The organism is Endozoicomonas sp. PH6C (assembly GCF_059322965.1).
The window spans coordinates 4324702-4339966 of sequence record NZ_CP185342.1 but is presented as its reverse complement, the minus strand read 5'-3'; the positions used below and the strand labels follow the sequence as shown (position 1 = coordinate 4339966).

Annotated in this window: 7 protein-coding genes; all 7 read right to left on the bottom strand. The window is 47.7% G+C overall.

The genetic code is table 11. The features are described 5' to 3' along the window. Positions 1 to 7 precede the first annotated feature (7 nt). Positions 8 to 2143, bottom strand: a complete 2136-nt coding sequence (locus tag ACOMG9_RS16830) for a hypothetical protein (RefSeq protein ID WP_448217735.1) — start codon at positions 2141 to 2143, stop codon at positions 8 to 10. A gap of 49 nt (positions 2144 to 2192) precedes the next feature. Next, positions 2193 to 4493 carry a hypothetical protein gene (locus ACOMG9_RS16825; protein ID WP_448217734.1) on the bottom strand — a complete coding sequence of 767 codons (2301 nt, stop codon included), beginning with the start codon at positions 4491 to 4493 and terminating at the stop codon, positions 2193 to 2195. Between the two features lie 67 nt (positions 4494 to 4560). Continuing rightward, a complete protein-coding gene (locus ACOMG9_RS16820; protein ID WP_494529136.1) occupies positions 4561 to 6672 on the bottom strand; it encodes a hypothetical protein in 2112 nt (703 codons plus the stop codon). Positions 6673 to 6738: 66 nt separating this feature from the next. Further along, positions 6739 to 8889 (bottom strand): tetratricopeptide repeat protein, encoded by a 2151-nt coding sequence (locus ACOMG9_RS16815; protein ID WP_448217732.1) that lies wholly within the window; start codon positions 8887 to 8889, stop codon positions 6739 to 6741. Positions 8890 to 8997: 108 nt separating this feature from the next. Then, positions 8998 to 11295, bottom strand: coding sequence for a hypothetical protein (locus ACOMG9_RS16810; RefSeq protein WP_448217731.1), 2298 nt, complete (start codon positions 11293 to 11295; stop codon positions 8998 to 9000). Positions 11296 to 11673: 378 nt separating this feature from the next. Next, complete coding sequence (locus ACOMG9_RS16805; protein WP_448217730.1) at positions 11674 to 12657, bottom strand: transposase; 984 nt, start codon at positions 12655 to 12657, stop codon at positions 11674 to 11676. 181 nt (positions 12658 to 12838) lie between these two features. Then, positions 12839 to 15256 (bottom strand): hypothetical protein, encoded by a 2418-nt coding sequence (locus ACOMG9_RS16800; protein WP_494529135.1) that lies wholly within the window; start codon positions 15254 to 15256, stop codon positions 12839 to 12841. Positions 15257 to 15265: the final 9 nt, after the last annotated feature.

The following is a 15265-nucleotide window of genomic DNA, read 5'->3' as shown; positions in this document are numbered from 1 at the left end:
ACAGATATTAAAGTTCCTTATGATCCATTTGCTCTTTCAGACCCTGCAGCTTCTGAAGAGCAGCGGCTTCGCTGCTTCGCCATAAGTTAGTTTTATCTCTGCGTGCCCGGCTCAGATCAAGGAAGTTGGCTTTATTGAAATATTTCTGCCATTTCTGCGAATCGGTGCCCATCATTCTGAGACAATGTGCTTTTTGCGAAAAACCGCCCGCACTGGTGGGGTACTTTTCCAGCAGTGATTCCACAGTCACCAGGGCTAGAGTCAGGTTTTCTTTTCCTGACTCCGGGTCATCATTTATTATCTGCTCACAAGCCAAAGTGAAATAATGGATTGAGGTGGCCAGCAATGTATTGTCATTCTCCGGATAACGGCTAATCATTTCTATAAATCCTGGTTGCCCGCAAGAGAAGATCAAGAGTGTAAATTGACAATCTTTCGAATGATATAATTCACAGCAGTTCTCAATCAGTCTCCTGGCCAGCCCACGTTTGTCAATCTTCTCCCAGAGGTGGACCAGAGCCAGGTCAATGTCATGATTTCCGCAAGGTTTGCAGAGAATGTCTTCACTAGCATCGGGACGCTTGCCACTCATGTTCAGCAGCAGCTTCTCAGCCAGATGATTTTTGTCCGCTATCTCCCAATATCTCACCAGAGTCAGATCAATAGCATGATGGCCAGAGGGTTTGCACAGAATATCTTCACTGGCATCGGGATGCCTGCCACTTATGCTTAGCAGCAGCTTTTCAGACTGTTCGTATTTGTCCATCTTCTGCCAGAGTAGCGCCAGGGTCAGGTCAATCTCAGAGTGTCCGGAGGCTTTACACAGAATTTCCTCAAGGTTTTTGGGGTGTTTGCCACACATGCTCAATAGCAGCCACTCAGCCAATCTGTATTGACCCTCATGCTCCCAGTGTCGCGCCAGAGTCATGTCAGTCTCGTAATGCCCACAAGCCTGGCAAAGGAGGTATTCACTGGCTTTGGGGTGCTTTTTACTCATGTTCAGTAGCAGTATTTCAGTCAGATGAGGTTTTCCCATTAGCTCCCAGAGCACAGCCAGAGCCATGTTAATGTCATGTTGCCTGCAGGGTTTGCACAGTCTGTCCTCGCTTGCCTCAGGGAGCTTCCCACTCATGTTCAGCAGCAGCTTTTCAGTCGGTTGATATTTGCCCATGTCCTGCCAGAGTCTGGCCAGAGCCAGATTTACGTCGTGATCTTTGCAAGGCCTGCATAGCGTCTCCTCACTGGCACCGGGGTGTTTGTTACTCATCTTAAGCAACAGATCTTCAGCCAGTTCATATTTGTTCATCGCCTGCCAGAGTCGTGCGAGAGCGAGTTTTACGATATGGAGATATTTACGCAGTCTTTTTTTATTTGCAGCGGATCGGCTCCGCTTCAGCTCGCTTTTCAGCTGTTCTTCCATTTTCAGCAGGAGTCTTTCAGACTGTGTGTGTTTTTCCATAAGCTGCCATAGTCGTATATTGGCAATATCTGCGTCAAAATTGCCAGAAGGCTTGCAGAGGGTCTCTTTATCGGCATCGGGCTTGATGTTTCTCAGCGCTTGAAGTCGCATTTCAGCATCAGGGTAGCGTCCCAGCGCCTCTTCACATCGGCTCAGGGTCAGATCAAGGTTATGAATGGTCGAGGCCCCAAAGTCATTGAGCGATGCTTTCGATCTGAGTTCTTCCAGACGAGAGCAAGCCTCTTTCTGTTTTGTGAAGGTTTGCTCTTTTAGAGACCTTGCAAGCCCAATGACGACGTTCTGGTGCTCGGATCTACTTAAGATGCTCTCGTTTTTGTCCAGGATGAGCTGGAATGCTGCTTCTGCATCTATGAATTTTTTATTCATCAGTGCCTTGTAAGCGTTATCAATCTCTTCCTTAATGGCTTCAGGACGGCGGATATTCTTCCTTTGTTGAAATGTCCGGGGAGCAAAGGTTTCGTTTGCAGTGACCCGCCTGCCCGAAATAGTTGGGAGCCTGTTGGAACGATCATCAATACGTTGAACGCGTTCAGCACGTGGAATGAACACTGGAGCTTCAGGGTTAAGGTTAGAGGTATGCTCTGAACCTGTCGCACGATTCTGTGACGGTTGTGATGTCGTATTGCTTGTGGCGCTGGCTGTTGCTGTAAATCCGTAACTCATGGCAATCAAAACTTCCGGGAAAACTAGGCTCTTGGACAGTTAACGGATATTAAAGTTCCTTGTGATCCATTTGCGCTTTGAGCCCCTGCAGCTTCTGAAGAGCAGTAGCTTCGTTTCTTCGCCAAAATTCAGTTTTACGCACATGCCCACGGTTGATGTCGAGGGAAGTGGCTTTTTTGAAGTATTTCTTCCATTCCTCAACGGTGGCACCCATCATTCTGAGACAATGCGCTTTTTGTGAAAGACCGGCTGCACTGGTGGGGTACTTTTCCAGGAGTGATTCCACAGTCTCAAGGGCTTTACTCAGGTTTTTATTTCCTGACTCCGGTTCATCATTTGTTATCTGTCCACAAGCCAGAGTGAAATAATGGATTGAAGTGGCCAGCAATCTACTTTCACCTTCCGGATAGCGGCTAACCAGTTCCATAAATCCCGGTTGCTCGCAAGATGAGATCAGGAGTGTGAGCTGACACTCCTTGGATTGATATAACTCACTGCAATTTTTAATCAGCCTCTCTGCCAGCCGATGTTTGTCAATTATCTCCCAGACGCGAACCAGAGCCAGATCAATGTCATGACGTCCGCAAGGTTTGCAGAGAATGTCCTCACTGGCATCGGGATGCTTGCCACTCACGTTCAGCAGTAGCTTCTCAGCGAGATGATATTTTTTTGTTGTCTGCCAATATCTCACCAGGGCCAGATCGACAGCATGATGGCCAGAGGGTTGGCACAGAATATCCTCACTGGCATCGGGATGCTTGTTACTCATGTTCAGCAGCAGCTTTCCAGCCCGTTCGTGTTGGTCCGACTCCTGCCAGAGTATCACCAGGGACAGGTCAATCTCAGAGTGCCCGGAGGGTTTGCACAGAATTTCCTCAAGGTTATTGGGGTGTCTGCCACACATACTCAACAGCAGCCTTTCGGCCAATCTGTGTTTGCCCCCATGTTCCCAGTGATACGCCAGAGTTATGTCAATTTTGTAATGCCCACAAGCCTGGCAAAGGAGATATTCACTGGCTTTGGGGTCCTTGCCACTCAGGTTCAGTAGCAGTCTTTCAGTCAGATGATGTTTTCCTGTTACCTCCCAATTTCGTGCCTGAGTCAGATCAATATCAAGCTGTCCAGTGGGTCTGCACAGGATGCTGTCACCGGCATTGGAGGGCTTGTTACTCATGTTCAATAGCAGTTTTTCAGCCAGGTGATTTTTGCCCGACACCACCCAGTGCACAGCCAGAGCCATGTTAATGTCATGATGCCTGCAGGGTTTGCACAGTATGTCCTCGCTTGCATTGAGGGGCTTACCGCTCATGTTCAGAAGCAGCTTTTCAACCAGTTGATATTTGCCCATTTCCTGCCAGACTATTGCCAGAGTCAGATTCACGTTGCGATTTTCACAAGGCTTGCAGAGCACCTCTTCGCTGGCACCGGGGTGTTTGCCACTCATGTTCAGCAGCAGACCTTCAGCCTTTTCATAATGGCTTTTCCCCTGCCAGAGTCGCACCAGAGCAATTTTTACGATATGGAGGTATTTATCCAGTCTTTCGGTAGTTTCAGTGGAAGTTACAGTGGATTGTCTCCACTTCAGCTCGGTTATCAGCTTTTTTTCCATGTTCAGCAGGAGTGTTTCAGCCAGTGTGTGTTTTTTCATAAGCTGCCATAGTCGTGTACTAGCGATGTCAGCGTTAAAATTGTCAGAAGGCTTGCACAGGGTCTCCTCATCGGCATCCGGCTTGATGTTTCTCAATGCTGTAAGTCGTGCATCAGCATCAGCGTACTGTAGAAGTGCCTGTTCACAGAGACTCAGGGTCAGATCAAGATCAGGAATGGTCGAAGCCCCGTGCGCAGTGAACCTTCCCTTCAACCTGAGCTCTTTCAGAAGAGAGCAGGCTTCTTTCTGTTTTTCGTGGGTTTGCTCTTTGAGCGACCTTGCAAGTCCTATCGTCAGGTTTTTCCATTCGCGATCACTCAGTTTGTTCTTGTCTTCCTTCAAGATGGTCCGAAATGCTTCTTCTGCATTGCTGAATTTTTGTTTGCTCAGCTCTTTAAAGGCGTCATTGATTTTTGCTTTTTTAGCACTCTTGGGTGGTGTCGCACTATCGCTTTGCTGAAACGTTTGTAGTGAAGGGTTTTGGCTTGCCTTTGTTTGCCGGTCCCTGATATTTGATCTGTCAGGATATTGGTGACCACGTTGAGCATGCGGACAACGCGGAATAAACGTTGGAACGTTCGTGCGTGCGGAAGATTGGCTCTTTTCGGTCGCATCCCGATGTGAACCTGACGCACGATACCCTGGCGGTTGTATTGTCGAACTGGCCGTGGTGCCGGTGGTTGCTGTTAATCCGTAGCTCATAAGTCACACAACATACTTTTAAAGTTATGCCTTTGGACAGCAAACGGATCTGAAAGTTCATTGATATCTATTTGACCTGTGAGGCCAGCACCTTTTGAAGAGCAGTGGCTTCGTTGCCTCGCCAAAAATCAGTTTTACTCCTGTAGGCCCGTCCGGGGTCAAGGGATTCTGCTCTGTTAAACCATTCCCTCCATTCTTGCTCACTTCTACCCAGCATTCTGAGACAATGCCCTTTTTGTGAATAAGCTCCCGAATTGACAGGGTATTTTTCCAGTGCCGATTCAACAATCTCAAGCGCCTTCATAAGGTGATCGCTGCCTGCCTTTGGGTCATCATTTGTTATATGCTCACAAGCCAGACTGAAATAATGGATTGAGGTAACCAGCAAGGTATTGGCACTTTCCGGATAGCGGCTGATCATTTCCAGAAATCCCGCTTTCCCGGCAGACAAGCCCAACAGGGTTAATTGACATTCATCCGAATGATATAACTCACAGCAACGCCTGGATAGTCTTTCAGCCTCTTCAAATTTGCCCATAACGGTCCATAGTCTTATCAAAGCCAGGTCAATCTGTTGATTCCCGGAAGGTTTGAACAGGCTGTCTTCATCGGCATTGAGGTGCTTGCCACTCATGTTCAGCAGCAGACTTTCAGACAGTTCAAATTTGTTCATATTCTGCCAGAGTCGTGCCCGGGTCAGGTCAATGTTATGATGCCCGAATGGCTTGCACAACTCTTCCGCAATAGCTCCGGGGGGCTTGCCAATCATCTTCAGCATCAGCTGTTCAGACCATTGATATTTGCCCATCATTTGCCAGAGTCTCACCCGAGCCAGGTCAATTTCCATGTTCCCACAGGGGCTGCACAGGCTGTCTATACTGGCACCGGGATGCTTGCCAGTCATGTTCAGCAGGAGTTTTTCAGCGAGTGTATATTTGCCAACAACCTCCCAATATCGCACCAGAGTCAGATCAATCTCATGGTGCCAGCAAGGCTTGCAAAGTTCTTCCTCGCTGGCATCAGGATGCTTGCCACTCATTTTCAGCAGCAGCTTTTCAGCCAATTGATTGTTGCCCACCTGCTCCCAATATCGCATCAGAGCCAGGTCAGTCAGATAATTCCCACAGGGGGTGCAAAGGGTCTCCTCGTTGGCATCAGGGGGCTTGTTACTCATGTTCAGCAGCAGTTTTTCAGTTCGTTTATGTTTGCCGACAGTCTGCCAAAGTCGCGCCAGGGTCAGGTCAAGGTCGTTCTGCCCAGAGGGTTTACACAGTTCTTCTTCACTGTTATTGGGGTTCTTGCCACTCACGTTCAGCAACAGCTCTTCAGCCAATTTATATTGGCCCGTCTGCTCCCACTTTCGCACCAAAACAATATTTACGGTACGGAGTTTTTGATGCAGTTTTTCAACAGCAGCAGCGGATTGCTTCTGCTGCAGCTTTTCAGTCAGCCTTGTTTTCATATTTAGCAGGAGTGTTTCAGTCAGCGTGTGTTTTTCCACAAGCTGCCAAACTCGTGTAATAGTCATATCAGCGTCAAAATCGTCAGAAGGCTCGCACAGTGCTTTCACATCGGCATCGGGCTTTTTGTTTCTCATTCTTAAAAGTCGTGTTTCTGCATCAAGGTATCGTCCCAGTGCCAGTTCACTTCGGCTCAGGGTCAGGTCAAGGTTATGAATGATCGAGGCCCCGAACTCATTGAGCGGTGCCTTCGATCTGAGCTCTTTCAGAAGGGAACATGCTTCTTCCTGTTTAGCCCGGGTTTGTTCATTCAGAGACCTGGCAAGCCCTATGTGCATCTTTTGGTAGTCGTATTGGCTCAGTACGTCCTGGTCTATGCATAAGATGGATTGAAATGCCACTTCTGCACTTCTGAATTTTTGTGTTTTCAGTGCATCGTAAGCGTCATTTATCCTTTTTACCGTATCATCAGGGTATGTTGGTTTCTCTCTCCATCGATGAAACTTCTGAAGTACATCGGTTTTGCGTTCAGTGGCTTGTCGGTGTCTGATATTTGAGGGGGTGTTCCATTGATCAGCACCCTGATTACGAGGAACAAACGGAGCGGCTTCCGGGTTTAAGGTAAATCGACGTTCTGTTGTTACAGAATCTGCATTCTGTGGCAGTTGCGGTGTCGCACTGGTCGCAGGGTTGGTGATTGGAGGTAGTCCGTAACTCATAGCAATCTAAAATGATTGGGAACTTATGCTCTTGGACGGCAAACGGGTCTGAAAGTTCACTGATATCTATTTGACCTGTGAGGCCAGCACCTTTTGAAGAGCGGTAGATTCGTTGCTTCGCCAAAAATGACTTTTAACCTTATATACCCGAGCGGGGTCAATAGCTTCTGCTCTGCCAAAGCATTCTAGCCATTCTTGCTCACTTCTGCCCTGCATTCTGAGACAATGCGCTTTTTGCGAATAAGCTGCCGCATTGGAAGGGTACTTTTCCAGTAACGATTCAAGAATCTCAAGCGACTTATTAAGGTTATCGTTTCCTGCCTCCGGACCTTCTTTTATTATCTGCTCACAAGCCAGTTTGAAATAGTGGATTGAGGTAGCCAGCAGGGTGTTGGCACTTTCCGGATAGTGACTAATCATTTCCATAAATTCGGGCCACCCGGAAGATAGGGTTAAGAGCATATACTCACATTCATTCGTCTGATACAAATCACGGCAACGCCTGAGCAGCCTTTGAGCCCATTTATTTCTGCCTATCATTTCCCAGGAGCATACCAGAGCCAGATCAATGTCATGATGACCACAGGGTCTGCACAGGCTTTCCTCACTGTCATTGAGAGATTTGTTACAAATATTCAGCAACAGTCTTTCAGTTTGTTCAGGTTTACCCATCACCTGCCAGAGTCGCGCCCGAGCCATGTCAATATCATAATTTCCACTGGGCTCATACAGGATCTCCTCAATGTCACTGGGGTGCGTGCCAATCATGTTCAACAGCAGTTTTTCAGCTCGTTTATATTTGCCTGTATTCTGCCAGTGTCGTACCAGACTCAGATCAATGACGTGCTGCCAGCAGGGCGCGCACAGAATCTCTTCTCTGGCATCGGGATGCTTGCCACTCATGTTCAGCAGCAGTTTTTCAGCCAATTTATATTTGCCGATCTGCTCCCAATATCGCACCAGAGCCAAGTCTGTTTGACCATTCCCACAGGGCTTGCAAAGGGTCTCCCTGTTGGCACCTGGATGCTTGCCACTCATGTTCAACAGCAGTCTTTCAGCTCGTTTATGTCTGCCAATTATCTGCCAGAGCCGTGCCAGAGTCAGATCAAGGTCATGATCTCCACACGACCCGCAGAGGGTCTCCTCGTTGTCATTGGGGTTCTTGCCACTTATGTTCAGCAACAGTTTTTCGGCCAGCTCATTTTTGTCCATCATTTCCCAGATTCGCACCAGAGCCAGATCAATGCTTCGCTGGCCAGTGGGTTTGCACAGAATCTCCTCAGGGTCATCGGGACGCTTGTGACTTGTTTTCAGTAGCAGCTCTTCAGACTGGTGATGTTTGTCCATCAACTGCCAGATTCGTCCCAGAGCCACATTGACGGTATCGAGGTATTTATGCAGTTTTGATGTATCAGGAATGTATGGTTTTGACTGCAGCTCGTTAATCAGCTCTGCTTGTATGTTCATCAGGAGTGCTTCAGCCAGCCTGTGTTTGCCCATAGACTGCCATAGTCGGGCATTAGTAATGTCTGCAGCATAATGGCGAGAAGGTTTGCACAGGACCTCCTCATTGGCATTGCACCTTTTCTCTCTCAGTCTCAAAAGTCGTAGTTCGGCATCAAAGTGCCTTCCAAGTGCCTCTTCACAGAGGCTCAGGGTCAGATCAAGGTGATAAGTGGTCGAAGCCCCGAAGCTGGTGAATGTTCCATCTAACCTGAGTTCTTCCAGAATAGAGCAGGCTTCTATCTGTTTTTCGAAGGTTTGCTCTTTTAGCGATCTTGCAAGACCGATGGTTATGTTTTGCTTATCGAATGAACTCAGTATGCCCTGGTTTTTGTGTAAGATGATCCGGAATGCTTTTTCTGCCTCTGTGAAATTTTTGTTATTGAGTATTGCGAAAGCATCACTGACCTCTTCCTCAATAGCTTCAGGAGATGAGCTCTTAGTGCCCGGGTGAAAGGTCCGGGGAGTAACCCCCTGGTATTCAGAGGCCTGACGGTCTGAAAGAGTTGAGAGTATGTTCGAACGTTCTTGTACACCTTGATGAAGTCGCCTGCCTGGAATAAACGTTGGCGCTTCCGGATTTAAGGTAAGCCTGCGCCCTGTTGTTGCAGCCGCATCTGAACCTGACGCACCATACTGTGACCGTTGCGATGCCAAAGTGGTCGTTGAGTTCGAACTTGTGGTAGCACTGGTTGTTGGTAATCCGTAACTCATAGCCATTTAAACTCTCTGGAAAACATTACCCCGTCTGCCTGGAGGTGACACCTTCAGGCAGACGGGGTAGTCGTTGGACAGTCAATGGACAAAAAAGTTCATGGCTATCTACTTAACCTGTGAGGCCAGTAACTTTTGCAGAGCAGTGGTTTCGTTGCTTCGCCAAAAATCAGTTTTAACCTTATATGCCCGGCCGGGGTCGATGATTTCTGCTCTGTTAAACCATTCCCTCCATTCTTGCTCACTGCTTCCCAGCATTCTGAGACAATGCGCTTTTTGTGAATAAGCTCCCGCATTGAAAGGGTATTTTTCCAGTGCCGATTCAATAATCTCAAGTGCCTTCATCAGGTTATCGTTTCCTGACTTCGGACCTTTTTCTGCTATCTGTTCACACGCCAGGCTGAAATAATGGATCGAGGTAACCAGCAAGGTATTGGCACTTTCCGGATAGTTGCTAATCATTTCCATAAATCCTGCCTGCCCTGCAGATAAAGCTAACAGCGTATATTCACATTCATTCGTTTGATACATATCACGGCAACGCCTGAGCAGTATTTCAGCCCATTTATGTTTGCCTGTCTTTGCCCAGACACATACCAGAGCCAGATCAATGTCATGATGACCAGTGGGCTTGCAGAGGCTTTCTTCACTGACATTGAGGGACTTGCTACTCATGTTTAGCAATAGCCTTTCAGTCCGTTCAGGTTTATCCATGATCTGCCAGAGTCGCGCCCGAGTCAGGTCAAGATCATTATGTCCACTGGGCTCACACAGGATCTCTTCAGTGTTATTGGGTTGCATGCCAATCATGTTCAACAACAGTCTTTCACTCAGGTGATATTTGCCCACAACCTCCCAAAATCGCACCAGAGTCAGATCAATGACATAATTCCAGCAGGGCTTGCACAGAATCTCTTCACTGGCAACGGGATGCTTCCCACTCATGTTCAACAGCAGCTTTTCAGCTAATTTATATTTGCCCGTCAGCTCCCAATGTCGAACCAGAGCCAGGTCAATTTCATGATTCCCAGTGAGCTTGCACAGTTCATTCTCGCTGGCACAAGAGTGCTTTTTACTCATGTTTAGCAGCAGCTTTTCAGCTCTTTGAAGTTTGTATAACTTCTGCCAGAGTCGCACCAGAATGAGATCAGTGTCATGATGCCCACAGGGCTTACACAGGACCTCCTCATCGTCATTGAGGTGCTTACAACTCATGTTTAACAGCAGTTTTTCAGCCAGCTTATTTTTGTCTGTCTGTTCCCAGGTTCGCACCAGAGCCAAGTCAATGCCTTGATGGCCAGTGGGCCTGCACAGAATCTCCTCACTGTCATCGGGATGCTTGCGACTCATGCTCAGCAGCAGTCTCTCAGCCCGTTCACGCTTGTCACAATCCAGCCAGATAATAACCAGAGCCAGGTCAATGTCTTTACGATCGGAGTGCTTGCAGAGCTTGTCCTCATTGTCATCGGAGCGCTTGCCAATCATTTCGAGAAGAAGCTCTTCAGATTGTTGATGCTTGTTCATCAACGGCCAGATCCTTCCCAGAGCCAAATTGACGGTATCAAGGTATTTACGCAATCTTGCTGCTTTAGGCGCGTATAGTGTTTTCTGCAGCTCGTTAATCAGCTCTGTCTTTATGTTCAGTAAGAGTGTTTCAGCCAGCGTGTGTTTGCCCATAGACTGCCAGAGTCGGGCATTGGAAATATCTGCGGCATAGTAGCGAGAAGACTTGCACAGCTGGTTCTCATCGGCATTGCGATTTTTTCTTCTCAGTCTCAAAAGTCGTCTTTCGGCTGCAAAGTTCCTTCCAAGTGCCTCTTCACAGCGGCTCAGGGCCAGATCAAGGTTATGAATGGTTGAAGCCCCGAACCTGGTGAATCTTCCATCTAGCCGGAGTTCTTCCAGAATAGAGCAGGCTTCTTTCCGTTTTTCGAAGGTTTGCTCTTTTAACGATTTTGCAAGACCTATGGTTATGTCCTGCTTCTCGGATGAACTCAGTAGGCCCTGGTATTTGTGTAAGATGAGTCGGAATGCTTTTTCTGCCTCTATGAAATCTTTATTATTGAATATTGCGTAAGCCTCATTGATATTTTTCTCAATAGCTTTAGAAGAGGGTCTTTTCGCCACTGGTTGAAACGTCCGGGGAGTATGCCCCCGGTATGCAGTTGCTTGCCGGCCTGAAATATTTGAGGATCTGTTCGACGGTTGATGAACATCTTTTAGAAGTTGGGCTCGCGGAGCAAGAGATTTAGCTTCCCGGTCTGAGGTAGATGGTTGTTTTTTTACCGCATCAGCATATGAACCTGACGCACAATACTGAGACGGTTGCGATGTCACAGTGCCCGGACTGGTCGTGGTGCCCGAACTCGCGGCAGCACTGGTTGTTGTTGGTAATCCGTAACTCATAGCCATTGAAACTCTCTGGAAAATGGGTACCCCGTTTGCCTGAATGTGTTGCCTGAAGACAGAAGAGGTAGTTTTTGGACAGTCAACGGACAAAAAAGTTCAGGGTTATCTATTTAACCTGTGAGGCCTGCACCTTTTGAAGAAAATAAGACACCCATAAAAAAAAAAAGACACCCATTAAATAAATAAGACATTTAAAAACTGTATTCCCAAAAAAGGATCTGAAAACCTATCTTCGAATAGCCTATCAGCGAGCCACACAGGAGCATTCGACGAACAGAGGCTGCTCGAGCCATGTTCAGACGACACAAACTTATTCCGACTTAAAGTCGAGGAGGGATAAAGAGAAAGTGTTTAATTTCTTAACTGACTTCTACGCTAACTTGTCAGATACAACCGCCTGCAGGCGTTTAAACCTCGAAGCCACTTCTGTCCAACTTCAAGTGCAAAGGCCTTCATCGCTTCCAGACGGCCAACTGCCCGATAAAAACGATTATTCCATTGCATGGTTTTCAGCCACTCATCCGGATCAATTTCCAATCTTTCAAGAATCGGAGGGGTGCACGACGGGATGGAACCTTTCTTGTCTGTTCTGACAATGCGACCACTCCAGTCAACCAGTTCCAGATAGTCGTGAAGAAGGTAGGGAAGGGCAACGTCCGTATTCTGGCCCTGCAAACAGAAAGGTTTCAGCGTCAGTGGCTGCCTTTTGGTCTCAGAATGTGCAATCTGCTCCACTCGTTCCTGAATCGACGTGTAGTCCGACTCTTCGGGTGTTTCTACCTTTCCTGCCCGAATCGGATTCAAGTCAACGTAGGTCATGCAGGTCAGTAACGCTGCTTCGTCCAGCAATGCCTGGCTTTTAAAGCGTCCTTCCCAGAAGCGTCCTTTACACTCGTCTTCTTTGTTGGCCTCACGAGCAAGATGTTCATTCAGGCAGCGCATAAACCAGCTGATATCCGTTAAACGACGCCGGTATTCCTCAGCATATTCATCAATACGGGCCAATTCAGCGCTGCCCAGTTTGTCAGCGGCCAGATGCCTTTGCACCAGAAGTGGGCCTGTAAACAAGGTCGTCCAACGGTGAAGCACTTCATTCCGTGACCAGCCTCTGGCAGATGACTGATTGATGTGCAAAACCACGTGATAATGATTCGACATGACAGCGTAAGCGCAGACTTCGATAGCAAAGACTGAAACCAGTTCCCGAAGTTTATCCACCACCCACTGGCGGCGATGCTCGTAGTTCTTGCCAGTCAGATGGTTCTCTCCACAGAGGTAGGCTTGACGAACACATCTTGCCATGCAGTGGTAATAAGGCGTTGAGCCGGGATCAATCAGGGTGTTGCGAGCTTGGGCCATGAACTCACCTGTCTGGGCAAAAAATCAGTTGTAGGTGAAAAGTAGACTAGGTGGATGGTAAAGCAAATTTATGGGTGTCTTTTTTTCTTGTCTTTTTTTCTTTAGCAAATTTATGGGTGTCTTTTTTTTCTTTTCTCTTCGGCTGGACAGTCGGTGGACATAAAAGTTCATGGCTATCTATTTAAACTTTGAGACTGCGCAACTTCAGCAGAGCGGTGGCTTCGTTGTTTCGCCACAAATCAGTTTTCTCTTTATAAAGCCGACCGGGGTCAAGGGATGCTGCTTTTTCAAACCATTCCCTCCATTCTTGCTCACCTCTGCCCAGCATCCTGAGACAATGCGCTTTTTGCGAATAAGCTCCCGTGTATAGAGGGTACTTTTTCAGTATTGACTCAACAATCTCAAGCGCCTTTTCAAGGCTATCCTTTCCTGACTCCGGGTCGTCATTTGTTATCTGCTTACAAGCCAGGTTGAAATAGTGGATCGAGGTGACCAGCAAGGTATTGGCAGTTTCTGGATAGTTGCCAATCATTTCCATAAATCCTGCTTGCCCCGCAGAAAAACATAACAGCGTATATTCACATTCGTTCGTATGATACAAGTCACAGCAACGCCTGAGCAGCCTTCCAGCCCATTCATGTTTGCCCATCATCTCCCAGAGTCGTACCAGAGCCAGGTCAATGTCATGTTGGCCAAAGGGTATGCAAAGGCTTTCTTCACTGTCATTGGCGGACTTGCCACTCATGTTCAGTAGCAGTTTTTCAGCCAGCTCATGTTTTTCCAGTTTTTCCCAGAGTAGCACCAGAGCCAGGTCAATCTCGTTATGGCCACAGGCCCTGCATAGTTCTTGTTCACTGGCACAGGAGGACTTGCCACTCATGTTCAACAGCAGTTTTTCAGACCATTTATATTTGCCCATGACATCCCATTGTCGCACCAGGGTCAGATCAATGACATTTTTCCAGCAAGGCTGAAACAGAATCTCTTCACTGGCACCGGGTTGCTTGCCACTCATGTTCAGCAGTAGTCTTTCAGCCCGTTCATGTTTGCCCATTATCTGCCATAGTCGTGCCAGAGCCAGATCAATGTCATGATGACCAGAGGGTTTGCACAGGCTTTCCTCACTGTCATTGAGGGGCTTGGCACTCATGTTCAGCAGCAGTCTTTCAGCTCGTTCAGTTTTATCCATTTCCTGCCAGATTCTCGCCCGAACCAAGTCAATATCATGATGTCCGCTGGGCTCACACAGGATGTCCTCATCGTCATCGGGGTGCTTGTGAATCATGTTCAACAGCAGTCTTTCACTCAGGCTATGTTTGCCATTAGCCGCCCAATGTCGCACCAGTGTCAGGTCAATTTTAGTCTGCCAGCAGGGCTTGCAGAGAATCTCTTCACTGGCATCGGGATGTTTGCCACTCATTTTCAGCAGCAGCTTTTCAGCCAATTTATTTTTGCCTGTCAGTTCCCAATGCCTTACCAGAGTCAGATCAATGTCATGCTTACGGCAGGGTTTGCACAGTTCTTCCTCGCTGGCACCGGGGCACTTACCACTCATGTTCAGCAGCAGCTTTTCAGCACGGTTATTTTTGCCTTTTATCTGCCACAGTCGTACCAGAGTCAGATCAATGTCATGCTTACGGCAGGGTTTGCACAGTTCTTCCTCGCTGGCACCGGGGCACTTACCACTCATGTTCAGCAGCAGCTTTTCAGCCGATTCATGTTTATTCATCACTTCCCAGAGTCGCACCAGCGCCATATTTACGCTTTCGAGGTATTTCTGCAGCTTTGGTGCAATTGCAGCGGAGGGTTCTGACTGCAGCCTTTCGATCAGATCTGCTTTGATGTTCAGCAGGAGCCTTTCAGCCTGAGTGTTTTTGCCCATAGACTGCCACAGTCGGGCATTATTAATATCTGCGGGATAATAGCGAGAAGACTTGCACAAGGCTCTCTCATTGGCATTGGGACTTACTCTTCTCAGTTTCAAAAGTCGTCTTTCAGCCTCAAGTTGCTTTCCAAGGGCCTCTTCGCAAAGACTCAGGGTCAGGTCAAGGTTACAAATGGTCGAAGCCCCAAACCAGCTGAGTTTACCTTCCAACCTGAGTTCTTCCAGAAGAGAGCAGGCTTCTATCTGTTTTTCGCGGGTTTGCTCTTTTAGTGATCTTGCAAGCCCTACGGTTGTGTTCTCCTTTTCGAACGTAGTCAGTTCGCCCCAATTGTCGGTTAAGATGATCCGGAATGCTTTTTCTGCACCTATGAAATTTTGATTATTGAGTATTGCGTAAGCACTATCGATCTCTTTTGCAATCAGTTGTGAAGAGGCTTCCCTGACAGCTGGTTGAAACGGACGGGAAGTAGACTTCCGGTTTGCAGTTACTTGTCGTTCTGAAATATTTGCAGCCCTGTTCGAACGTTTGTGAACACCATGATGATGCGGAGCACTTGGAATAAACGTTCGAGTTCTCCTGTTAAAGGTAAATCCAGTCTCTGTTGTCGCAGGGGTATCAGTACCTGACGCACAATCCTGTTTCGGTTGTGATGCCGTAGTGGTCGAGGTGCCCGAATTTGCGGCGGCACTGGTTGTTGTTAATCCGTAATTCATAGCCATTTA